This is a genomic window from Cryobacterium fucosi, from assembly GCF_004403515.1.
In the GTDB taxonomy this organism is placed as follows: domain Bacteria; phylum Actinomycetota; class Actinomycetes; order Actinomycetales; family Microbacteriaceae; genus Cryobacterium; species Cryobacterium fucosi.
Genome location: NZ_SOHH01000064.1, coordinates 47,144 through 68,962 on the forward strand (window position 1 = coordinate 47,144; position 21,819 = coordinate 68,962).

The window sequence follows — 21,819 nt, forward strand, 5'->3', positions numbered from 1 at the left end:
GGCTCAGCCTTCCGAGGCGATCGTATCCTGCGAGTTCGGGGTGGCCCGCACGGTGAACTTCTGCTCCGGCCGATGACTTCGCTCTGGTCCACCGGGACCGTCGGGCTCGGCCATCGCCCGCTCCTCACCCGTGGCCACCAAGCCCTGAGAGCTGTTGGCGGACCGGGTGAGCTGGGCCAGCCAGAGCGGATTGATCGTGGGCGGCTGGCCGCCGGAGAACTTGAAGTAGAGCGGGATCGCGGGGTGCAACCATGCGGAACTGCGGCCGTCGCCAGCCTCGGCCGCGTTGCGCCAGGACAGCAGAAAGCTCTCCCCGCGGCGCAGTTTCTGCACGATCACGATCTGCAGGTGCGCCAGGATTCGATCGTCGAATTCGACGGTGACCCGGTCATACGTCAAAGAACCCATGGGGTGCCGCTTTCATTCGGTTGAAAAAAGCGCTCGTGAGCCTGCGATTCGGTGTGACCCTGTCTCAGGAACTAGTCGTCACTTCAGTGTGGTCGCATTGACGGCGCTTGACAAGCGAATTGGCGGCGAGGTTGGAGCCGGGCAGAGCAGTCGCAGAGTGACGCCCGGGCTCTCGATGTGGCCGAAGTGACCGGTGCCCGGCAGGGTATGCAGCGTGAAGTCCCGGATGACCCGGCGCAGCCTGGCCGTGTCGGCGTTCGCGACGAACACGTCGGAATCTCCGCGGGTGGCCCGGACCGGGCAGCGGATCCGCGACCAGGCGGCATCCGCGTCGTAGCGGCCGGCGAGGGCGGATGCCGCGGCGAAGCGGCCGGGCCGGACCTCGGTGGCGAGGGCGGAGATCACGCTCGGGTGCATTGCGGCGACCCGGGCGAAGAGCGGAGCGGTCAGGGGACGGAGCACCCTGAGCCGGTCGAATGCCCGCACGAGGGAGGTTCCGGCGCGTTCGAACCGGGCGAGAACGCGCATCATCCCGAGCAGCGCGGTGTAGGCCGGGAGGGTGCCGAGGCGGGACACCGGGTGCCGCACGCTGTCGATCACCGAATAGGTGGTCGCCGAGACGAGGCCGACGGATTCGGTCTGCGGCACGAAGGATGCCGCGAGTTCCAGGGCGATGAAGCCGCCCATCGAGTGGCCGAGCACCTGCCAGCGGCGGTAGCCGAGAGCCTCGGCGATTTCGGCGACGAGCCCGGCCGTGGCCTCGATGCTGGGCGCTCCGGCATCCGTTTCCAGGCTGCTGTCGCCCCAGCCGGGCAGGTCGGGGATGATCAGGTCGGTGAATCCGGTGCCGGCGCGGGCCGCCTGGAGCAGCGGCGTCCAGGTCGTCCAGGACCCGGCGGCGCCGTGGAGCAGGATCATCGCGGTGTCGGAGGCCGTCCGGCGGCCGTGCCGCACCACGATCGTTCCGCCGCGGAGCCGCATGCTACTGGTCGTCAGACCGAACCGGCGGGGATCGGGGGAGAGCGGGAACGGACAGTATTCCGCGGTTGCAGGTCGCGGTGCGGGCTGTGCTGCCGCGGGGCCCCTGGCGGTGTCAGGGAGCGCCGCGGCGGTCCGTGGTGGTCGCGTCAGCAGGATGGTCATGAAGGTGGTTCGTTGCCGACGAACGCGCGGATTGCCTGGGTCGGCGGAATAGACCGGGCCTCGGACCAGTTGCCGACAGGGGGCACCCGCCTTCCGATTCGGCGGCGGCGCAATGCCGCAAGGTGGTGCCCGTCCGACAGAAAGAGCAACAGTGAATCTTTTCTCTCCCCTCACCCTCGGTGACCTCGAACTTCCCAACCGTCTTGTGATGGCGCCCCTGACCCGGGTGCGGTCCGGCGTGGAGGGTGTGCCGGGGCCGCTCGTGGTGGAGCACTATCGGCAGCGCGCCACCCTCGGCCTGATCGTCACCGAGGGCACCTACCCCAGCCACGTCGGCCAGGGTTTCCCCGGCCAGCCCGGCCTGGTCACGCCCGAGCAGATCGAGGGCTGGAGCAACGTCGCCAGCGCCGTGCACGCGGCCGGGGGACGCCTCGTCGCCCAGGTCATGCATGCCGGACGGGTCACCCACCCGGCGACCAATGGCGGCAGGGACGTCGTGGCGCCGAGCGCCATCGCCATCGCCGGGGAGACCCGCTCCTCCGACGGGAAGCACGCCTACCCCGTGCCCCGCGCGCTGCGCGAAGACGAACTGCCGGGCGTGATCGCCGAGTTCGTGCAGGCTTCGAAGAACGCGATCGCCGCCGGACTCGACGGGGTGGAGATCCACAGCGCCAACGGCTACCTGCTGCACGAGTTCCTCTCGCCGGCGTCGAACCAGCGCACGGACGCGTTCGGCGGCTCCCCGGAGAACCGCGCGCGCTTCGTCATCGAGGTGGTCACGGCCGTGGCCGAGGCCATCGGCGCAGGGCGGGTCGGCATCCGCGTCTCACCGGAGCACAACATCCAGGACGCGTTCGAGCCGGATGCCGCCGACGTCGCCGCCACCTATGGCGCCCTGGCCGACGCCCTCGCGCCGCTGGGCCTGGCCTACCTGAGCATCCTGCACAAGGACCCGGCCGGTGAGTTGGTGCAGGGTCTCCGTGCCCGCTTCGGCGGACCGGTGATGGTCAACAGCGGATTCGGTGCCGTCACGACCCGCGCCGAGGCGATGTCGATCACCGCCGACGACGTGGCCGATGCTGTCGTCGTCGGGCGGGCCGCGATCGCCAACCCCGACCTGGTGCGCCGCTGGCTGAACGACCTGCCGCAGAACGCCCCGGACCCGCTCACCTTCTACGGTGCCGGCGCGGAGGGCTACACCGACTACCCGGCTCTCCAGCACTGACGCCGGGCATCACGGCCCGCGGGCAATCCCGCCCCCCCCCGCGCATAACTCCTGCAATTTCTGCTTGCTGTCCGGGTCGGCCCCGTGAACACGGGGCGCCGGATGCCGCCGCCCGCGATCTGCAGGAGTTATGCGCGGGCGGTGAGCCCGGCCAGCTGCTCTGAGGCCCGCTCGAGCACGTCCACACGCTTGCAGTAGGCGAAGCGCACCAGTGACGCGTACTCGGGGCGGTGCTCGGGTGAGCAGAACGCTGCAATCGGCACGGCCACAACCCCGGCGAGGCCAGGCAGCGCGCGGCAGAAGTCTGCGCCGTCCGGGTAGCCGAGCGGGGCGGCATCCGCCACGATGAAATAGGAGCCCTGGGGGCGGCTGACGGTGAAACCCGCCGCGGCCAGCCCCCGTTCGAGGACGTCCCGTTTGAACCGAAGGTCGGCGGCGATCCCCGTGTAGAAGCTGTCGGGCAGGTCGAGGCCGACGGCGATCGCCGGCTGGAACGGCGCCCCGTTGACGTAGGTGAGGAACTGCTTCACGGCCAGGATGGCGGTGACCAGCGGCGCGGGCGCGGTGAGCCAGCCGATCTTCCAGCCGGTGGTGTTGAATGTCTTGCCGCCGGAGGAGATGGTGACCGTGCGCGCGCCGGCCCCCGGAATCGTCGCGATCGGGATGTGCGCCACACCGAAGGTGAGGTGTTCGTAGACCTCGTCGGTGACGATCACGGCGTCATGCCGCTCGGCCAGCTGCACGATCAGGGCGAGCGTTTCGGCAGGGAAGACCGCGCCGGTGGGGTTGTGCGGGTTGTTGACGATGATCAGCCGGGTGCGGTCGCTGACCGTGGCCCGCAGCTCGTCGAGATCGGGCTGGAAATCGGGGGCGCGCAGCCTCACCGTGCGGTGAACGCCGCCGCCGAGCGCGATCAGGGCCCCGTAGGCGTCGTAGAACGGCTCGAAGGTGACGACCTCGTCGCCGGGTTCGAGCAGTGCCAGGATCGTGGCGGCCAGGGCTTCGGTCGCACCGGCCGTGACCAGGACCTCGGTTTCTGGGTCGGCGCCCAGCCCGTAGAACCGGTGCTGGTGGCGGGCGATGGCTTCGCGCAACACCGGGAGGCCCCGCCCCGGCGGATACTGGTTGACTCCGTCGCTGATCGCCGCGCGCGCGGCCTCGAGCACCTCCGATGGTCCGTCCTCGTTGGGAAACCCCTGGCCGAGGTTGATTGCGCCGGTGCGTGCCGCGAGGGCACTCATCTCCGCGAAGATGCTGGCCGCGACCGTGCCGTCTGCGGCGAGGAGGCCGGCGCCTCGTGCGGTGCGCCGCCAGGCGCCGGGGATCGTCATCGTGTCGCCTGCATGCCTCCAAGCTACGACATCGGCGTGCACGCCCGTCAACCGGCTGTGGACAGTTCGAGCGGCCGCGCCAAAACTGCTCTACGTTGGCCGCATGCGGTTCGTCAGTCGTCACCGACCGGTCATGGGTGCCATGGCGCTGATCGGCACGCTCGCACTCTCCGGATGCTCGCCTCCGGCTCCGCGGGCCACCTCCGCAACGGCCACGGATGCCCCGGTCTTCGCCTCGGACGCGGAGGCCCTCGCCGCGGCCACCGAGGCTTATACGGCATACCTGCGTGCGATTGATACCGTTCTGGCGAACAGTGGCAAGGATGTTGGCTGGTTGTCAGATGTTGCCGTCGGTGAGGCCCTTCGCGCAGAGACTACGACCGCGCGAACCTATTCGGAAAAGAAGTACCGGTCTGTCGGTTCGACAACGTATGACACGGTCCAGATTCAAGCGATTTCTGACTACGGAAACGGCAAGGTCCGGATTACGACCTATTTATGCTCAGACCTGTCGAATGTGGACGTAGTCGACGAAGGCGGAACCAGCGTTGTGATAGCAGATCGCGTCGATAGATTCCCGCTTCAAGTTGATTTCGAGAATTCGAATGCGTCGTCTCGCGACCTTCGGGTTTCCTCGAGCGTGACATGGACTGGCGCAAACTTCTGTTAGGGGCCGCATTGGCCCTAACTCTCACTTCCATGATTATCGGAGATGTCAAAGTTGCGATGGCTGACGCAGGCCAATGCTCGCAAGGGGACTTAAGGGCGGGCCTCTGCCCGCCACCTCCGGTTAGCGGAGCAATCAACGGCGGCGGCGTCGACCTGTCTGCAGGATTTGACGCAGGATCGGGCGGCGGCGGCGGAGCCGCCAGCGAGGCGGGCGGCGGCGCCGGGGGAGACTCGTCCGGCGGCGGAGGCCGGCAGGGCGCCGCCACGGTGCCCGGCCCAGGAACGATCGTGCGGGACGGATTCACGATCAACTGCGTCGCCGGCACCCCCTGCGACCCGAACCTGGTCGTGAGCGTCAGTGACCTCGTCAACTTCCGCCCGGCCGCGCCGACCCAGCAGATGGAGCCGCGCGGGTGGAGCGTGGTCGGCCTTCCCACGAACTTCATCGCCACGGCCAGCGTGCACACCCGCTCAGGCGTGCTTCTCGGTTTTCCCGCCGAGGTGCGATTCACCCCGGTCGGTTTCCGCTGGAACTTCGGAGACGGCCAGGGTCTGGACTCGGCCGGAGGCGGGGCATCCTGGGCCGTCCTGAACCTCCCGGAATTCTCCGACACGCCCACCAGCCACACCTTCACGGAGACCGGTGGTCGCTCGATCACCCTCAGCGTGGTGTACTCGGCCGAGTACCGATTCGCGGGCCGTGACTGGCGCGCGGTGCGCGGCACTCTGGCGGTCCCGACGACCCCGCTCAGCGCGGTCGTCGCCGAAGCGCGCACCGTGCTCGTCAACCGGGAATGCACCGTCGGCGCGGCGGGCCCGGGCTGTTAGCGGCGCGGTTGCGGCGAACCCTGCGGGCAAGGTCACGGCGTCGTCATTGAATGCTCCCAGCCTGCACAAACCATTCACTCAGGTTCGGGCGCAAAGCTGGCAACGCTTGGAAGGAGCACACCATGACCGACAACACGCAGGACTCCGGCCGTAACCCTGATCATCGCGACGACGCAGATCCGTTCGAAGTGAATGCCGCCGGGGAAGCCGCCGCGCCCACCGGAAGCGCCGAGACCGTTCCGGCCCCCGACCCCGCAGTTCCGGTCCAGGTCCAGCCCGAGCAGGCGCATTCAGAGCAGGCCCAGCCCGAACCGGCCCAGCCCGAGCAGGCGCAGCCCCACCAGACCCAGGCGGCGCTCGGCTACGCCACCGACGCGTTCGGTCGTCCGCTGCCGGAAGAGGGCACCGCCCCCAACTACTACGCCCCGAACGCCGCACCGCAGGCGTACGCCACCGCGGACGGCCTGGCCACGCACACTCCCGGCTCAGGTCAGGTCAAGGATCCGGCCAAGCGCAGGGCAAGCATCGCCCTGATCGCGGCGCTGGCCGTCGGCGCCCTCGTCGGCGGGGCATCCGGCGCCGGCGTAACGGCGTTCGTGCTGACCAACCAGGACAACGGCATCCCCGTCAACCGGGCGCAGGGCCCGAGCAACGTCCTGGTCAACAACACCGACAGTGTCAACCAGATCACCGCCGTCGCTGCGAAGGCATCGCCCAGTGTCGTCACGATCGAAGCCGCCAGCGGGAACTCCGGCGGCACCGGATCCGGTGTCGTGCTCACCGAAGACGGCTACGTGCTCACCAACACCCACGTCGTCACCCTTGACGGCGCGGCCGCAGAAGCGACCCTCCAGGTCAAGGGCAACGACGGCAGGCTCTACGCCGCCACCATCGTGGGCACCGACCCGATCTCCGACCTTGCCGTGGTCAAACTCACCGACGCAAAGGGGCTCACCCCGATCACCTTCGCCGACTCGGGCAAGCTCAACGTCGGCGACACCGCGATCGCCATCGGCGCCCCGCTCGGACTGTCCGGCACCGTCACCGACGGCATCGTCAGCGCGCTCAATCGCAGCATTTCGATTGCCTCCTCTGCAGCCCCCACGACGCCGGACTCCACCACGCCCGACGATCAGAGTCCCTTCTTCTTCGATCTTCCGAACAAGGACGGCAGCAAATCCCAGCAGGGAGCGTCGAACTCGGGCAGCATCTCACTGTCGGTCATCCAGACGGATGCCGCGATCAACCCCGGCAACTCCGGCGGCGCGCTGCTCAACGCCAAGGGCGAGCTGATCGGCATCAATGTGGCCATCGCCAACGCCGGCGGCTCATCCGCCTCGGCGGCCGGCAACATCGGCGTCGGCTTCTCAATTCCGTCGAACCTGGCCAAGCGGGTCTCGGATGAACTGATCGCCAACGGCAAGGCCACCCACGGCCTGCTCGGCGCGAGCGTGACCAGCGCGGCCGGCGACCCGAAGAGCGTCACCGTCGGCGCCCTGATCAGCGAGGTCTCCTCCGGCGGTGCCGCCGAGAAGGCGGGTCTGAAGAAGGGTGACGTGATCACCAACTTCAACGGCGTCCCGATCACCGACGCCAACGACCTGACCGCCCAGGTGCGCGTGCTGGCTGCCGGAGGCAAGGCCGACCTGACCTACGTGCGCGACGGCAAGTCGATCACCGTGTCCGTCACCGTCGGGCAACTCGCCGGCTAGGAGGCCGCTCCTTCCTTCCCGCTGCGCCGCCGGCTCCTGCCGGCGGCGCAGTTCTGCGTTCCGGCGTCACGTGTGGCGGCAAAGTCGCGGCTGGTAGGCTCGAGCGACCCTCCGGAGGAATGCAAAAATGACCAGCCAGGTGCCACCTCGTGGAGACACGCGGCTGCTCGGAGTGTCCTATGTGATGCCCGTGCTCAACGACGTCACCCATGTTCGCGACGCCGTTCTCAGCCTCCTGGACCAGGACTACACCGGACCGTTCGAGGTCACCCTCGCCCTCGGGCCGAGCATCGACGGCACCACCGAACTCGTCGAGGAGATGGCCTCCGTCGACCCGCGCATCCGGGTTGTCGAAAACGAGGTCGGGTCTACGCCGGCCGGACTCAACATCGCCATCCGGGCGTCGCAATATCCGGTCGTGATCCGGGTGGATGCCCATTCGGTGCTGCCGGCGGACTACGCGCGCATCGCCGTGGAAACCCTCGAACGCACGGGGGCTGACAACGTCGGCGGCGTGATGGATGCCCAGGGCGAGAGCCCCTTCCAGAAAGCCGTCGCCCGCGCGTACGGCACGAAGATCGGCCTCGGTGGCACGCCCCTGCACGTCGGCGGCCCTGAAGGCAGGGCGGAGACGGTCTACCTCGGCTGTTTCCGGATGGACAGCCTGGTGCGGGTCGGCCTGTTCGACGAGGGCATCAAACGTGGCCAGGACTGGGAACTCAACCGGCGCATCCGCGACCTTGGGGGGACCGTCTGGTTCACACCGCGCCTGCGCGTGGTCTACCGCCCGCGCCCGAGCCTCGCCCGGCTCGCCCGGCAGATGGTCTCCACCGGGCTCTGGCGCGGCGAGCTTGCCCGGCGTTTCCCGGCGGCCAACGGCATCCGCTATTTCGCACCGCCGGTGATGGTGGTCGGCGTTGTGCTCGGCCTGCTTCTCGGCGTGGCCGGGGTCGCCACAATGCCCGCCGGCACGGCGCCGTGGCTGCTCCTCGGTTTCGTCGCCCCCGCGGCCTACCTGCTCATCGTCGCCGTCGCCACCGTGGCCGTCACCCGGCCGGACGGGTTTCGTGCCGGGCTCTGGTTTCTCGTAGTCTTGCCGTGCATCCACTTCTGCTGGGGCATCGGATTCCTGCTCGGGTATCTGAAACTCACCGACAACATCACGGCCCACACCGGGAGGCACCCATGACGCCAGGAACACCCGCGTCCGCTCGACCGGCGTCGATTGCCGAGCTGCGAGCCGTGGCCCAGCCGCCCGAGGTTCGCTTGCGGGCGAACGCCGAGCACTGGACCGCCTCGCTCTACCTGCGCGACATCTCCCCGTACATCACCTGGATGCTGCTGAAGACCCGGATCACCGCGAACGGGGTCACGGGGCTGATGATCCTGGTCGGCTGGTCGACGGCCGCCGCACTGCTCATCCCGGGCGTCTGGGGCGCGCTGCTGGCGCTCATCCTCGGCCAGCTGCAGATGCTCGTGGACTGCTGCGACGGCGAAGTGGCCCGCTGGCGCAAGGAGTCCTCTCCGGCCGGTGTGTTCCTCGACAAGGTCGGGCACTACACGACCGAGGCCCTCATCCCGATCGCATTCGGCATCAGGGCGGCGGCCTTCCCGTTCGAGGCGCCGGCCGACCTGCTCTGGACCACCCTCGGCCTGCTCCTCGCCCTCATCATCGTGCTGAACAAGGCGCTCAACGACATGGTTCACGTGGCCAGGGCGAACGCCGGGCTCACGAAGCTCTCCGACACTCGCGGGGAGAAGACCCTCACCTCCAGCCGCCTCGCCCAGGTGCGCCGGCTCGCCAGATTCCTGCCGTTCCATCGCCTGTACCACTCGGTCGAGCTGACAATCCTGATTTTCGTCACCGCCATTCTCGGCAGCTTCCTGGGTGAGCCCCTCGTTGACCGGGTCGTGCTGATCGTGCTCATCCCGCTGTCGTTCCTTGCCCTGGTCGGTCACTTCGTTGCCATCATGGCCTCCAGGCGTGTCCGTGCCTGAGAGCACCCCGATCGGGGCCGTCACTCCGACGGTCGGCGTCGTCGTGCTCACCCAGGGGACGCGGCCCGACGACCTGGCCCGCGGCATCCACTCACTGCTCGACCAGCAGGATGTTCACCTTGACATCGTCTGCGTTGGCAACGGCTGGCAGCCGACCGGGTTGCCGGCGGGGGTCAAGTCCCTCGGGCTGCCCACCAATCTCGGTATTCCGGCCGGGCGCAACCGCGGGGTTTCCTCCGTCGCCGGTGAATTCCTGTTCTTCCTCGACGACGACGCGAGCATCCCCGACCCGCGGTTCCTCAGCGAGGCGATCGCCATGCTCCGCGCCGACCCGACCATCGGCCTCGTGCAGCCGAGGGTGGTCGATCCCTCCGGTCTCACCTCGCCCCGCCGCTGGATCCCGCGCATTCGCAAGGGCGACGCCACACACTCCAGCAACGTCTTCTCGGTGTGGGAGGGCGCGGTGCTTCTGCCCCGGACGGTGTTCGACGCGACCGGGGGCTGGGCGGAACCGTTCTTCTACGCCCATGAGGGAATCGAACTGGCCTGGCGGGTCTGGGACCTGGGGCTTCGCACCTGGTATGCGGGAGACCTCGTCGCGAATCACCCGGTGATCCAGCCGACCCGGCACGCTGACTATTACCGTCTCAACGCACGCAACCGGGTCTGGCTCGCCCGCCGAAACCTCCCCGCGCCGTTCGTTCCCGTCTACGCGGGTGCATGGCTGGCCATCCAACTCCTGCGCTGGTCGCGCAACCGGCCTGCCCTGCGGGCCTGGTTCGGCGGTTTCCGCGAGGGCTGGACCAGCGACCCAGGGGAGCGCCGACCGCTCAAGGCCCGCACCGTGTGGCGGATGACCCTGGCCGGTCGTCCGCCCATCGTCTGATTGCCACCGCCCATTCGGGGGTCATGGGGAGCCGCGGGCCTGCCGCAATCGGTACTCTTGACTGGTGGGTATACAAAGAGACGTCAGGCTTGCGTTCAAGTTGGTCAGGGACGTCACGGCATCGCGCAAGGCTCAGCGACTCCTCAACGGGCGGCTTGCGGCACGTGATCTCAGGCCGAACCGGCATTTCAAAATCGCGGTGTACTTCGCGGACGGCGGTGTGAACCTCTACCAGATGCGTCAGTGGTACAAACCGCTGGCGAAGCTCGCCGAGAAGTGGCCGGTGCTCATTCTCAGCCGGAGCGGCAGTGGAGCTCTTCCCCTGATCGACGAGGCACCCGTGCCGGTCGCCTACGTGCGGAAGATCGCGGACCTCGAACGGGTGCTCGAGGAGCAGGACATCCGGATCGTGCTGTACGTCAACCAGAACCCGCGGAACTTCCAGATGATGCGCTATGGGCGCCGCTGGCACGTTTTCATCAACCACGGTGAGAGCGACAAGATGTACATGGTCACGAATCAGGTCAAGGCCTACGACTACGCCTTCGTCGCCGGGGATGCGGCGCTGGCCCGCCTCGACAAGGTGCTCTGGGACTACGACTTCGACAAGCGGGCAATCAAGATCGGGCGACCGCAGGCCGACCACTACAGCGGGAAGCTCCCGTATACCCCGGACGAACGCCAGGTGGTGCTCTACGCCCCGACCTGGGAGGGAGACCGGCCGGCCGCCGCCTACGGATCGATCGCGACGCACGGTGTGGCGCTCGTGACGGCCCTGCTCGACACCGGACGGCACCGGGTGATCTACCGGCCGCACCCGCGCAGCGGTGTCGTCAGCGCAGAGTATGCGGCAGCGAACCGCCGGATCATCGCGGCGATCGCCTCGGCCAACTCGCGTGACGCGTCCGCGAGGCACATCTTCGACGCGAGCCCCGACCTGGGTTGGCAGCTCTCCGCGGCGGACGTGGCCATCGTCGACATCTCGGCCATGGTTTACGACCGTCTTGCCGCGGGCAAGGCGCTCATGGTGACGCGCCCGGCCGACGCAGCCGCCCAGATCGACTCGAGCGGGTACCTCTCGGACTGCGAGTGGCTGGACGCCGCCGCAGCCGGCGACGTCGTGCAGGTGCTGGAGGACCTGACTCATGACAGCGAGGTGGAGCAGCGGCTGGGAGTGTGGGTGGAGCGGTATTTCGGAGACACCCGGGCCGGGGTCGCCACGGAGCGCTTCCATGCTGCCGTGCAGCACCTGATGGTTGAATGGGACCGGTTCGACGCGATGCACCCGGCGGCGGCGGGCGTCGACGTCCTCGACGCCCGCCCGGTGACCCCGGACGACGCCGACGACGCCGACGACGGCGTTTAGGCCGGAGGGCGCAGGGCACCGTCCGGAGCGAGGCCGGATGCGCCCTCATCGGTTCCTCGTTCCGCCCTGGCCCGGCGCAGGGCCTTGGGTACCAGGCCGGGCAGCCTCCCGAGCGTTCCGCGGCCGAGCTGGCTGAGCCTGGCGGAGCGTCCCGTGAGCAGGGCGGTCTCCGGCCCGGCGGCCTCCCGCACGTCGATTTCGCGCACCATGACGGCCCTGGCCCTGGGTTCGAGTTCGGGGCGGAACCCCGCCGGGGCCTGGCCGAACGCCAGCCGCGATGAGTGGATGACCCGTTTGCCGAGGATGTGGTTGCCGGCGCCGCCGATGACCGCCCCGACCCCGAACGGCAGGGCCTTGCCGAGAAGGCTGGCGCCGCCGCGGGCCGCGAACTGCTTGATGAATGCGCTCTGCAACCGGTCGGAGAGCGGTCCCATGATGGCTCGGGGGAGGCTGGTCGTCACGAGTTCTCCCCAATACGCGGTGCGCGCGGTCCCGTCACCGGAAAACTGGCCGGCGAGCTGGCGCACCAGGTCAGAGCCTTCGTGCCCGAGCATCATGGTCATCACCAGCGCCCGCGCGCGCTCCGGATCGTCGACGGTGATCCCATGCACTTCACTCACGGACTGGGTGAACAGCGCCGTGGCCTCGAGGAAGCCGGCCGTTTCGACTCCGGAGAGCGCGAGCGTGATCCCGGTTCCGACGCCCGGTATCACGGCCGTCGCGCCGACGGCAGCGCCCCCGGTGGTCACCGCGGCGAGGTAGCGCCGTTCGAGGATCTGCACGAGCTCGATGGGACCGGCGTGCGGGGAGCGGCGGCGGATCGACCGGATGTGCGCGAGCACCGCCGGGCGATGGATCGCCATGACCCGGTCGAAGCCTTTGGCGATGGCGGGCGGCAGTTGGCCGCCGTGGGGCAGTCCGCCGGTGGTCGACACGATCGGTTTGGGTTTCCTTGCCATCGAACTGCTCTCCTTAGTCTCGCGACGAGTTTACGTGCCGGTGCCGACTTCCGCCCGACCACTGGCGGGATGCGTGGGCGGAGTCTATAGATGGAGGATGCCAGAGCCTTCCTGCGAAGCATCCCGCATCCTGGGCGATCGCCTCCGTCTGCGACGCCGCCAGTTGTCACTCAATCAGGAGGCTGTGGCCCACCTGGCCGGACTCAACGTGTCCAACTATGCCCGAATTGACAGGGGTCACGGCAACCCCACGTTTCACACCCTGATCAGGCTTGCCGCGGTGCTCGGCCTCGAACCCGGAGACCTGATGAGCGGGTTCTCGACCGGCCAGCTACCGTCGGCCCGCGATGATTTCGAGGTCGGCGTCATTCGCCCGGTGCGCTGAAGCGCCCCGCCCGGCCAGTGCTCAGGCCGGTTTGATGCCGTACTGCTCGTTGTAGAGCGCGAGGACCTCGTCGATGGGGGCGTCAAGCACGAGCGCACCCTTGTCCAGGTACAGGCCGCGCGCGCAGAACCGGCGGAGGTCCCGTTCGTTGTGGGACACGAAGAAAAGCGTGCGCCCGCCGGCGAGGAGTTCTTCGATCCGTCGGTAGCACTTCTCGCGGAACGCCTTGTCGCCGACGGCGAGCACCTCGTCCACCAGGAGGATGGGCTCCTCGAGCCGGGAGATCACGGCGAAGGCGATCCGCACCTTCATGCCGCTGGACAGATGTTTGTAAGGGGTGTCGATGAAGTCGCCGATCTCGGCGAAGTCGAGGATATCGTCGAAGCGCGCGTCGATCTGGGCCCGGGTCATGCCGTGCAGGCCCGCGGTGAGGTAGACGTTGTCCCGCACCGTGAGATCGTCCACGAAACCACCGGTGATCTCGATCAGCGGCGCGACCCCGTCGGTGACGTGCACGGTGCCTTCGTCGGGAAGGACCACACCGGTGACCAGCTTCAGGAGGGTCGACTTGCCCTGGCCGTTGCGGCCGACGACGCCGATGGCCTCGCCGCGCTGCACCGTGAAGGAGACCTCGCGGAGCGCCCAGAATTCGTCCGGACGACTGCGCCGCCGCCCGCCGGCGAAGAGGTCCTTGAAACTGCGGCGACCGCGGCGGTTCCGCCTGAAACGGATGCCGACCCCGGTCAGCGAAATGACTGGCGCCGCCACTAGATCTCCTTCAGGACTGCGCGCTCGGTGCGCTTGAAAACCAGGATCCCGAGGCCGAGCATGGCCAACGACATCCCGGCGCTGACGCCGACGGTGAGCCAGTCGAGGTCGCCGGGAAAGAAAGCCGCCCGGTAGAGGCTGAAGATCCCGCTCAGCGGATTGAACGCGGCCCAGAAGTGCAACTGGGCGGGAAGGTCCGAGGTGCTGTAGATGATCGGGGAGGCGTAGAACAGGAACCGGAGCACGAGCTTGACCGCTCGCTCCAGGTCGCGGAAGAAGACGACCAGGGGCGCGACCATCAGGCCGATCCCGGCGGTCAGAACACTCTGGATCAGGATGGCCAGCGGGAACAGGAACGCGCCCGCCGTGATCGGTGCGCCGGCCAGGATCGCGAAGAAGAGGAGAACCGGCACGGAGGCCAGGAACTCGATTCCCTTGGACAGCACCAGACGATTGACCCAGATGGTGCGGGGGATCCGGGTGGAGCGGATGAGCTTCGCCTCACGCAGGAATGCGCGGGTGCAGTCGGAGATGGTGCCGTTGAACCACATCCAGGGCAGTAGGGCGGAGAGAAGGAAGATGACGTACGGCTCGTGGCCCACGCCGCGCTGGAAGACCTGGGTGAAGACGAACCAGTAGATGCCGGCCATGACGAGCGGGTCGAGGATCGACCAGAAGTAGCCGAGGAGCGACGTCGAATAGCGAACCCGCAGGTCGCGCTGGGTCAGCAGCCAGAGCGAATGCCGGTAGCGCGCAAATGATGTGCGTTGCTCGGGGCGCACTACCGCATGACTACTCACTCGACCAATCGTAGGTGAGGCCGGCCCTGCCCGGCTCCACCCTCTCATGACGCGGGTCCAGGGCATGAAATCGCCCCCCGGCACCTGCTCGGTGCCGGGGGGCGACGTCGACGTCGATGTCTGCTTCAGACGAAGAGGTTCGCGCGTTCCAGGTCTTCAGCGAAGTCGACCTCTACCGCGTAGAAGTCCGAGATGTCGAGCGGCTCGACGAGGAGGTTGTTCCTCTCGATGGCGAGTTCGATGCCGCGTTCGAAGTAGTCCTGGTCGCCGACCTTGGCGAGGTGGTGCAGCAGGATCGCCTTGTATGCGCTCGAGATGTAGTTGATGCCGACCGCTTCGCCGAGCCCGCCCTTGACGGTCTTCGACAATTCCTTGATGTAACCCTCGGCGCTGGTCGTGTACTTGACCTCTTCATCGGACACCTTCGAGGTGTTGACGGTGACGAATGACTGGTCGCGGGCGACCATCGCTGCGGCGCGGTCGAGGATGGCGGGATCGAAGACGACGTCGCCGTTCATCCACAGCACGCCGCCGGTGCTCGACGCCTGCAACGCGCGCATCAGGCTCTTCGACGTGTTCGTCTGGTCGTACTCCTCGTTGTACACGAAGGATGCCTGCGGGAACGCCTCGATGATGTGCTCGAGCTTGTAGCCGACCACGATGGTGACCTTGGCCTTCTTGCCGAAGGCGTGCGCGATGTTGTCGAACTGCTGCTGCATGATCGTTCGACCGTCGTTGAGCTCGGTGAGCGGCTTCGGAAGCGAACGACCGAGTCTGCTACCCATGCCTGCTGCCAAAATGACTACCTGGGTGGTCACGATTGTCTCCTAAAAAAAGATTCGAGTGACCCCTGCATTCGATGCATAAGACTCTTGTTTCGAACAAGTTTGTCTAGGGTTCACCCATAAGTTCACGTATAGACACGCCGTTATGCCAGCATCAGTCTACCTTATGCCCTCTATCAGAGGGAAGAGGCGGTTCCGGCGCGCGCCAATTCCGTGAACGCCGGCGCCGAACCGGCTTCGTTTTGTGTCTTCAGCTGACCGGCAAACCTGCGGTGTCGGACGGTCCTTGGTAGGTTAGCGAGGTGACTCTTGTGCCCCCCAACTCCGAGCCCGACGAGCCGACGACAGTCCCACCCGTGGTGGTTGAGACCACTGCGGAGTCGCAGAATACAACGGACCAGCACGACACTCGGATGTCCACGCCCGCGGCGCCCGGGGCGCCCGTGCGCAAGGCCCCGGTTCGCAAGACTCCGGCCCGGCCGACGGGTACCGCCCGAACACCCGCTGCGCGTGCCAAGCCCGCCGCCCCGCCGCGCGCCGACAACTCGGAAGCTCCGGCGACGTCTGCTGGGGCAGCGCCGAAGCCCCGGACGACCAGGCCCGCGGCCGCGAAGGCAACGGCAACGCGCACGGCCACCGCCAAGGCCGAATCGGCCGCCAAGTCGAGTGCGGCGCGTGCCGACACCGCGAAGGCACGCGCCGCAAAGGCCGCAGCGACCAGGGCCGCGGCGCTCGCTTCCTCGCTTGGCCAGACGGTCGCCGAGCCGATTGTCGTTGAGACCGCGCACGTTGAGACCGCGCACGTCGAACCCCCTGTGTCCGAGCCCGCTACCGCCAAGGCTGCTGACTCGACGCCCGCGAAACTCGAGCCGATCGTCGATGCCCCGGCCGTTGCGGATCCGGTCGCAGTCCCCGCGTCGACGGCAGCGCCCGCCACGAACGCCGAGACCCTGCCGACCGACGATGCCGTAACCGTCGCGGCACCGGAGGCAGACATTGAGGCACCCCAGGCGGTGGCCGTCCGGGCTCCCCGGAAGGCGCCGGCGCGATCATTGCGTGCCTCGACGAAGCGGAGTCCGAAGTCGGCCCCGCCGGTCTCGGACGAGCCCCTCACCCCGGTCGTCCTGTCGCTGACCGGGCTGAAGAAGAGCTTCGGCAACACCGTGGCCGTCTCCGGGATCGACCTCGAGGTTCGCGAGGGGTCCTTCTACGGCATCGTCGGCCCCAACGGCGCGGGCAAGACCACGACCCTCTCCATGATCACCGGACTTCTCCGGCCCGACGCGGGCTCCGTCCAGGTGCACGGCATCGATGTCTGGGGCAGCCCGATCGCAGCCAAGCGCATCATCGGCGTGCTGCCGGACCGGCTGCGGCTGTTCGACCGGCTCACCGGGGCGCAGCTGCTCTACTACTCCGGTGTCCTGCGGGGACTCGACGGGGCGACAGTTCGCAAGAGGTCGGCAGACCTTGCCGCGGCGTTCGGCCTGGAAGATGCGCTCAACCGGCTCGTCGCCGACTACTCGGCCGGCATGACGAAGAAGATCGCCCTGGCCTGCGCGATGATCCACTCGCCGAGGCTCCTCGTGCTCGACGAACCATTCGAGTCTGTCGACCCTGTCTCCGCGGTCAATGTCACGGAGATACTGCAGAAGTATGTGGCCAGCGGCGGCACGGTGGTGCTGTCCAGTCATGGCATGGACCTGATCCAGCGTGTCTGCGACCACGTGGCCATCATCGTGCAGGGCGCCGTTCTCGCTGCGGGGACGATCGACGAGGTCCGGGGTGAGAAGACCCTTGAAGAGCGGTTCATCGAGCTTGCCGGCGGACGCAAGGTTGCGGAGGGCATGGAGTGGCTGCACAGTTTCTCGGACTGAAACTCCGCCTGCTCGCGAACCTGTTCCGGCGCAGCCCCTGGCAGGCCGTCGGTATCGCGATCGCGCTCCTCTACGGCCTTGCCGTCGCTGTCGGTCTCGTCATCCTGTTGGTCGGACTCCGCTTCGTCGGCGACATCGTCGCCGTTCGCGACGGCCTGGTCGTCGCCGGGTCGATCGTCGTGCTCGGATTCCTGCTCGTTCCCCTGGTCTTCGGCATTGACGACAGCATGGACCCGCGGAAGTTCGCGACCATGGGCATCCCGAATCGTCGGCTGTCCGGAGGACTTGCGCTCGCCTCGCTGGTCGGGGTGCCGGCCCTCGTGCTCTCGCTCGTGCTCCTCGGCACCGTCGTGACCTGGTCGCGGGGTGTCATCGAGACGCTGCTGGCCATGGTGGCGGCCGCCATTCTGCTGGTGACCTGCATGCTGGCCTCCCGGGTGAGCACCTCGATCGCGGCATTCCTGCTGTCGACCCGCCGGTCCCGGGAATTCACCGGCATCATCGGCGTGCTCTTCCTGGTGATGGTGGCCCCGGTTGTGCTGCTCATTCTCAACCTCGATTGGCAGCGCTACGGCCTCGACCTTCTCGGGGGGCTCTCGGCCATCCTCGGCTGGACGCCCCTCGGGGCCGCCTGGGCGGTTCCCGGCGACGCCGCCACCGGCGCCTGGGGGACGGCCTTCCTCAAGCTGCTGATCGCGGCCGCCACGGTCTACCTTCTTTGGCTGGCCTGGCAGGCCCTGGTCGCACGGATGCTCGTCACCCCGGGCAGGGAGGCCCAGGCCCGCCAGTACGGCGGCCTCGGCTGGTTCGACCGGATGCCGCACACCCCGATCGGCGTCATCGCGGCACGCAGCCTCACATATTGGGGCAGGGACTCGCGCTACTGGATGTCACTCGTCATGATCCCTGTCATTCCGATCCTGGTCATCCTGCCGTTGTCCTTCGCCGGGGTGCCGCTCCCCTACCTTGCCCTGCTCCCGGTCCCGCTCATGTGCATCTTCCTCGGCTGGACGATGCACAACGACGTCGCCTACGACCACACGGCCATCTGGCTCCACGTCGCCTCCGGCACCCGGGGATTCGCCGATCGGATCGGACGCCTGGTCCCGACCCTGTTCGTCGGCATCCCGTTGATCGGGATCGGTTCGGCGGTCAGCGTCTCGTTCTTCGGGGACTGGGCGGTGCTCCCGTCGGTGCTCGGCGTGAGCACGTGCATCCTCCTCACCGGGCTCGGTTTTTCCAGCTACACCTCGGCCAGGTTTCCGTACCCGTCGACGAAACCGGGGGACAGCCCATTCGCCCAGCCCCAGTCGACCGACACCGCCGCGGCGATGATCCAGTCGCTGACCTTCACCGGCTCGATCCTGCTGTCCCTCCCGGCGATCTCCTTCGCCGTCCTGGGCATATTCTCCGATCCGATCTGGCACCTGCCGGCGCTGTTCTCGGGCGTCGGAGTCGGCCTGCTCACCCTTATCGGCGGCATCTGGCTTGGCTCCCGCACGTTCGAACGGCGCGGGCCGGAGATGCTCGCGTCCGCGATTCGAGCCTGAGTCGCCCACACCGCTCGTCCCGCTCCTGCCTACAATGTTCGTATGACTGAAGACTTTCGCGCGAGCATTGCAGAACCGGGCCAGCCGGGCGGCGGCATCTCCACGCTCGACCGCGAGCTCGAGGAGCTCATCAACCAAGAGCAGATCGAGCCGGGGGACCACGAGCGGTTCTCCCACTACGTCCCGAAGGACAAGATCCTCGAGTCCGCGATATCCGGAAAGCCGGTGCGCGCCCTGTGCGGCAAGAAATGGCTTCCCGGACGCGACCCGGAGAAGTTCCCGGTCTGCCCGACCTGCAAGGCCATCTACGAAAAGATGAAGGGCTAGTCCGCCGTCGGTGGTCGAGCGTGTCGAGACCGCGGATCTCGACAAGCTCGATCACCGGGAGTAGGGTCATCGCCCGCCCGGTCTCCGGGAGTAGGGTCAGGCCTGGCGGTACAGGGTGGGGATGACGGGATCTCCGCGGCCGAGCCGGAACGCCTCGATCGGCAGCTCCTGCATGACGCGAGCATTGTGGGTCCTGGCCCGCACCGTGCCGGCGACCCCGAGGTAGGCCTCGTCGATGACGCCGTCGGTGACGAACGGCACGAGCAGGGCGCGGTCACGACCGTCCGGGGCCTCGAGGCCGGAGGTGTCATCATCCGACTGGCCGACCAGCACGATTTCGGCACGCGCGATTCCGGCAGCGTCGAGGCGTCGCACCGAGCGTTTGCGGCCGCCGACGCCCGCCTTGGCGGTGGACGTCTTGGCGACCGAGACCCATTCGCCGGCGTCGTCCCGGTGAGCCACCAGCTTGTAGACCATGCCCGCCGCGGGATGCCCGGATCCGGTGACGACGGATGTGCCGACCCCGAACGCGTCGACCGGCGAGGCGGAGAGAGCGGCAATCGAGTACTCGTCGAGGTCGCTGGTGACCGTGATCCTGGTGTTCACGGCGCCGAGCGAATCCAGTTGCGCTCGTGCTCCTGCGACGACGGTCGGCAGGTCGCCCGAGTCGATCCGGATCGAGCCGAGGCCGGGACCGGCCACCTTGACGGCCAGGTCGATCCCGCGGGTGACGTCGTAGGTGTCGACGAGGAGGGTGGTCGATGCCCCGAAGGCGGCCACCTGGGCGCGGAAGGCGTCTTCCTCGCTGTCGTGCAGCAGGGTGAACGAGTGCGCGGCGGTGCCCATCGTCGGCACGCCCCAGGTCCGCCCGGCCTCGAGGTTGCTCGTCGACGCGAAGCCGGCGATGTAGGCGGCCCGGGCCGCCGCGACGGCCGAGTACTCCCCGGTGCGCCGGGAGCCCATTTCCGCGAGCGGCCGGCCCAGGCTCACCGACACCATCCGGGCTGCCGCGCCGGCGACGGAGCTGTCGTAGTTGAGCACGCTGAGGATGAGGGTTTCGAGGATGACGCACTCGGCGAAGCCGCCGTCGACCGTCACCAGGGGCGAGCCGGGGAAGTAGGCCTCGCCCTCCTGATAGCCCCAGATGTCGCCGCGGAAGGCGTAGTCGGCCAGCCAGTCGAGGGTCGGCCGGCGCACGACGGAGTTGGCGTCGAGCCAGGCGAGTTCGGCATCCGTGAACCTGAAATCGCGGATGAGCTCGAGGAGACGACCGGTGCCCGCGACGATTCCGTAGCGGCGGCCGGAGGGGAGTCGTCTGGCGAAGGCCTCGAACTGGCACTCGCGACCGGCGGTGCCGCTCTGGATGGCGGCGTCCACCATGGTGAGCTCGTAACGGTCGGTGCGGAATGCTGAGGATTCGGTCACCCGATAAACCCTATCCGCACCGACCGGCGATCGGCCCGGTGAGGACTTACAGGGCGCCGAAGGCGACGATGCAGTTCTGGCCGCCGAAGCCGAATGCGTTCGCGAGGGCGTAACGGACCGGCTTCACCCTGGCGGTCAGCGGAACGTAGTCGAGGGTGCAGTCAGGGTCGGGAGTGACGTAGTTGATCGTCGGCGGGATGATCCCGGTGCGGATCGACAGGGCGCAGAGCAGGCCGGAGAGGGCTCCCGCCGCGCCGATCAGGTGACCGGTCATCGACTTGGGAGCCGTGACGGCGATTCCGTCTGCCGAGTTGCCGAGTGCTTGGCGAATGGCCGAGGACTCCGCGCGGTCGTTCGCCTGGGTCGAGGTGCCGTGCGCGCAGATCATGTCGATGTCGCTCGGGTTCAATTTCGATTTGGCGAGGGCCCGGGTCATCGCGAGGCTGGCGTACTTTCCCGTCGGTTCGGGTGCCACGATGCTGTGGCCGTCGCTGGTCAGCGCCCCGCCGAGGACCTCGGCGTAGACGCGGGCGCCGCGGGCCTTGGCGTGGGAGAGCAGCTCCATCACGAAGATGACCGCGCCCTCGCCGAAGACGAGGCCGTTTCGGTCGGCGTCGAACGGTCGGCTCGCCTCGGCGGGGGAGTCGTTGTTCTTGGAGGCCGCGTGCATGGCATTGAGCCCGGCGAACATGACGGGCGTGATTGCGGCTTCGACGCCGCCGGCGATGACGACGTCAGCGTCCCCCATCATCAGGAGCGTGCGGGCTTCGAGCAGGGCGTAGGCGCCGCTCGCGCAGGCCAGGGCGCTGGCGTTGACCGGGCCGTGCACGCCGAGGTCGATCGCCACCTCGCAGGCGGCCATGTTGAGCAGCGACGACGGCACGAAACGCGGCGGGATGCGCCGCGAACCGCCGGAGTTGACGAGTTCGGTGGCCTCCTGGATCTCCGCATAGCCGGAAACGGCGCTGTTCACCACGACGGCGGTGTCGATTCCTTCCATGGACGGGCCGAACCCGGCGTCGGACACGGCCTCGCGGGCGGCGGCGATCGCGAGCTGGGACGCACGGGACGCCCGCCTGACCTGCTTGATGGACATCTGCTCGGCGGGAACGAAGTTCTTCACTTCGCCGGCGATCTGGGTCGGCAGACCCTCGGGGTCGAACTGCGTGATCCGCGCCACCCCGCTTCGGCCGTTTGTGAGTCCCGACCAGGTGTCCCGCCAGGTGTTTCCCAGGGGCGTCAAGGCGCCCAACCCGGTAATTACGACTCGATCATTCACTGGGTCATCTCCTCAAACGACGAATGTGACGTCATTCTGTGCGGTTACCGTCGGTTGGCGGGCTCCATATTCCGAGTGTAGTTACGCCCATATTCCCGCCC

At 68.0% G+C, this 21,819-nt stretch carries 21 protein-coding genes; 12 read left to right on the forward strand and 9 right to left on the reverse strand.

From position 1 onward, the window contains the following. Positions 1 to 3: 3 nt before the first annotated feature. Together E3T48_RS08305 and E3T48_RS08310 are read right to left on the reverse strand one after the other, a co-directional pair. Positions 4 to 408, reverse strand: coding sequence for a DUF7882 family protein (locus E3T48_RS08305; RefSeq protein WP_241986730.1), 405 nt, complete (start codon positions 406 to 408; stop codon positions 4 to 6). Positions 409 to 486: 78 nt separating this feature from the next. After that, positions 487 to 1,389 carry an alpha/beta fold hydrolase gene (locus E3T48_RS08310; RefSeq protein WP_166789675.1) on the reverse strand — a complete coding sequence of 301 codons (903 nt, stop codon included), beginning with the start codon at positions 1,387 to 1,389 and terminating at the stop codon, positions 487 to 489. Between the two features lie 274 nt (positions 1,390 to 1,663). Between E3T48_RS08310 and E3T48_RS08315 the strand changes: the two genes are divergently transcribed. Then, on the forward strand, positions 1,664 to 2,776 hold the full coding sequence (locus E3T48_RS08315; RefSeq protein ID WP_198417644.1) for an alkene reductase: 1,113 nt from the start codon (positions 1,664 to 1,666) through the stop codon (positions 2,774 to 2,776). A gap of 128 nt (positions 2,777 to 2,904) precedes the next feature. Here the strand turns inward: E3T48_RS08315 and E3T48_RS08320 are convergent, their stop codons facing one another. After that, the gene (locus E3T48_RS08320) at positions 2,905 to 4,107 is read right to left on the reverse strand and encodes an aminotransferase class I/II-fold pyridoxal phosphate-dependent enzyme (protein WP_134523602.1); all 1,203 of its coding nucleotides are present in this window, start codon (positions 4,105 to 4,107) and stop codon (positions 2,905 to 2,907) included. Between the two features lie 103 nt (positions 4,108 to 4,210). On the opposite strand from E3T48_RS08320, the gene E3T48_RS08325 reads away from it, so the two are divergent. The 7 genes from E3T48_RS08325 (at position 4,211) to E3T48_RS08355 (ending at position 11,566) form a co-directional block, all read left to right on the forward strand. Then, positions 4,211 to 4,777, forward strand: a complete 567-nt coding sequence (locus E3T48_RS08325; protein ID WP_134523603.1) for a hypothetical protein — start codon at positions 4,211 to 4,213, stop codon at positions 4,775 to 4,777. Between the two features lie 266 nt (positions 4,778 to 5,043). After that, positions 5,044 to 5,604 carry a hypothetical protein gene (locus E3T48_RS08330; protein WP_134523604.1) on the forward strand — a complete coding sequence of 187 codons (561 nt, stop codon included), beginning with the start codon at positions 5,044 to 5,046 and terminating at the stop codon, positions 5,602 to 5,604. A 122-nt stretch (positions 5,605 to 5,726) separates the two neighbouring features. Further along, the gene (locus E3T48_RS08335; protein ID WP_134523605.1) at positions 5,727 to 7,316 is read left to right on the forward strand and encodes a S1C family serine protease; all 1,590 of its coding nucleotides are present in this window, start codon (positions 5,727 to 5,729) and stop codon (positions 7,314 to 7,316) included. A 127-nt stretch (positions 7,317 to 7,443) separates the two neighbouring features. Next, on the forward strand, positions 7,444 to 8,505 hold the full coding sequence (locus E3T48_RS08340; RefSeq protein ID WP_241986731.1) for a glycosyltransferase family 2 protein: 1,062 nt from the start codon (positions 7,444 to 7,446) through the stop codon (positions 8,503 to 8,505). Then, complete coding sequence (locus E3T48_RS08345; protein WP_134523606.1) at positions 8,502 to 9,314, forward strand: CDP-alcohol phosphatidyltransferase family protein; 813 nt, start codon at positions 8,502 to 8,504, stop codon at positions 9,312 to 9,314. The genes E3T48_RS08340 and E3T48_RS08345 overlap by 4 nt, the downstream gene beginning before the upstream one ends. Beyond that, complete coding sequence (locus E3T48_RS08350; protein ID WP_241986732.1) at positions 9,307 to 10,200, forward strand: glycosyltransferase family 2 protein; 894 nt, start codon at positions 9,307 to 9,309, stop codon at positions 10,198 to 10,200. The genes E3T48_RS08345 and E3T48_RS08350 overlap by 8 nt, the downstream gene beginning before the upstream one ends. Positions 10,201 to 10,264: 64 nt before the next feature. After that, complete coding sequence (locus E3T48_RS08355) at positions 10,265 to 11,566, forward strand: hypothetical protein (protein ID WP_174844142.1); 1,302 nt, start codon at positions 10,265 to 10,267, stop codon at positions 11,564 to 11,566. Here E3T48_RS08355 and E3T48_RS08360 read toward each other — a convergent pair. Beyond that, complete coding sequence (locus tag E3T48_RS08360; RefSeq protein WP_241986733.1) at positions 11,563 to 12,525, reverse strand: hypothetical protein; 963 nt, start codon at positions 12,523 to 12,525, stop codon at positions 11,563 to 11,565. The genes E3T48_RS08355 and E3T48_RS08360 overlap by 4 nt on opposite strands. A 97-nt stretch (positions 12,526 to 12,622) precedes the next feature. Between E3T48_RS08360 and E3T48_RS16710 the strand changes: the two genes are divergently transcribed. Then, positions 12,623 to 12,910, forward strand: a complete 288-nt coding sequence (locus tag E3T48_RS16710; RefSeq protein ID WP_166789676.1) for a helix-turn-helix domain-containing protein — start codon at positions 12,623 to 12,625, stop codon at positions 12,908 to 12,910. Positions 12,911 to 12,931: 21 nt separating this feature from the next. On the opposite strand, the gene E3T48_RS08370 is transcribed toward E3T48_RS16710, so the two are convergent. The 3 genes from E3T48_RS08370 to E3T48_RS08380 all read right to left on the reverse strand — a co-directional run bounded on the left by E3T48_RS08370 (position 12,932) and on the right by E3T48_RS08380 (position 15,296). Beyond that, positions 12,932 to 13,678: an ABC transporter ATP-binding protein gene (locus E3T48_RS08370; protein ID WP_134523608.1), complete on the reverse strand. Its 747-nt coding sequence runs from the start codon at positions 13,676 to 13,678 to the stop codon at positions 12,932 to 12,934. Continuing rightward, positions 13,678 to 14,460 (reverse strand): ABC transporter permease, encoded by a 783-nt coding sequence (locus E3T48_RS08375; RefSeq protein ID WP_134523706.1) that lies wholly within the window; start codon positions 14,458 to 14,460, stop codon positions 13,678 to 13,680. Before E3T48_RS08375 ends, E3T48_RS08370 begins: the two co-directional genes overlap by 1 nt. Positions 14,461 to 14,603: 143 nt before the next feature. Beyond that, a complete protein-coding gene (locus E3T48_RS08380) occupies positions 14,604 to 15,296 on the reverse strand; it encodes a phosphocholine cytidylyltransferase family protein (RefSeq protein WP_134523609.1) in 693 nt (230 codons plus the stop codon). Between the two features lie 323 nt (positions 15,297 to 15,619). On the opposite strand from E3T48_RS08380, the gene E3T48_RS17595 reads away from it, so the two are divergent. The 3 genes from E3T48_RS17595 to E3T48_RS08395 are packed head-to-tail and all read left to right on the forward strand — an operon-like array spanning position 15,620 to position 19,014. Continuing rightward, a complete protein-coding gene (locus tag E3T48_RS17595) occupies positions 15,620 to 17,137 on the forward strand; it encodes an ATP-binding cassette domain-containing protein (protein WP_420898360.1) in 1,518 nt (505 codons plus the stop codon). After that, positions 17,113 to 18,687: a hypothetical protein gene (locus E3T48_RS08390; RefSeq protein WP_241986735.1), complete on the forward strand. Its 1,575-nt coding sequence runs from the start codon at positions 17,113 to 17,115 to the stop codon at positions 18,685 to 18,687. Before E3T48_RS17595 ends, E3T48_RS08390 begins: the two co-directional genes overlap by 25 nt. A gap of 42 nt (positions 18,688 to 18,729) precedes the next feature. Beyond that, on the forward strand, positions 18,730 to 19,014 hold the full coding sequence (locus E3T48_RS08395) for a DUF3039 domain-containing protein (RefSeq protein WP_134523610.1): 285 nt from the start codon (positions 18,730 to 18,732) through the stop codon (positions 19,012 to 19,014). A gap of 96 nt (positions 19,015 to 19,110) precedes the next feature. Here the strand turns inward: E3T48_RS08395 and E3T48_RS08400 are convergent, their stop codons facing one another. Further along, on the reverse strand, positions 19,111 to 20,439 hold the full coding sequence (locus tag E3T48_RS08400) for a nicotinate phosphoribosyltransferase (RefSeq protein WP_134523611.1): 1,329 nt from the start codon (positions 20,437 to 20,439) through the stop codon (positions 19,111 to 19,113). A 46-nt stretch (positions 20,440 to 20,485) separates the two neighbouring features. Continuing rightward, positions 20,486 to 21,718: a beta-ketoacyl-[acyl-carrier-protein] synthase family protein gene (locus E3T48_RS08405; RefSeq protein WP_134523612.1), complete on the reverse strand. Its 1,233-nt coding sequence runs from the start codon at positions 21,716 to 21,718 to the stop codon at positions 20,486 to 20,488. Positions 21,719 to 21,819 lie beyond the last annotated feature (101 nt).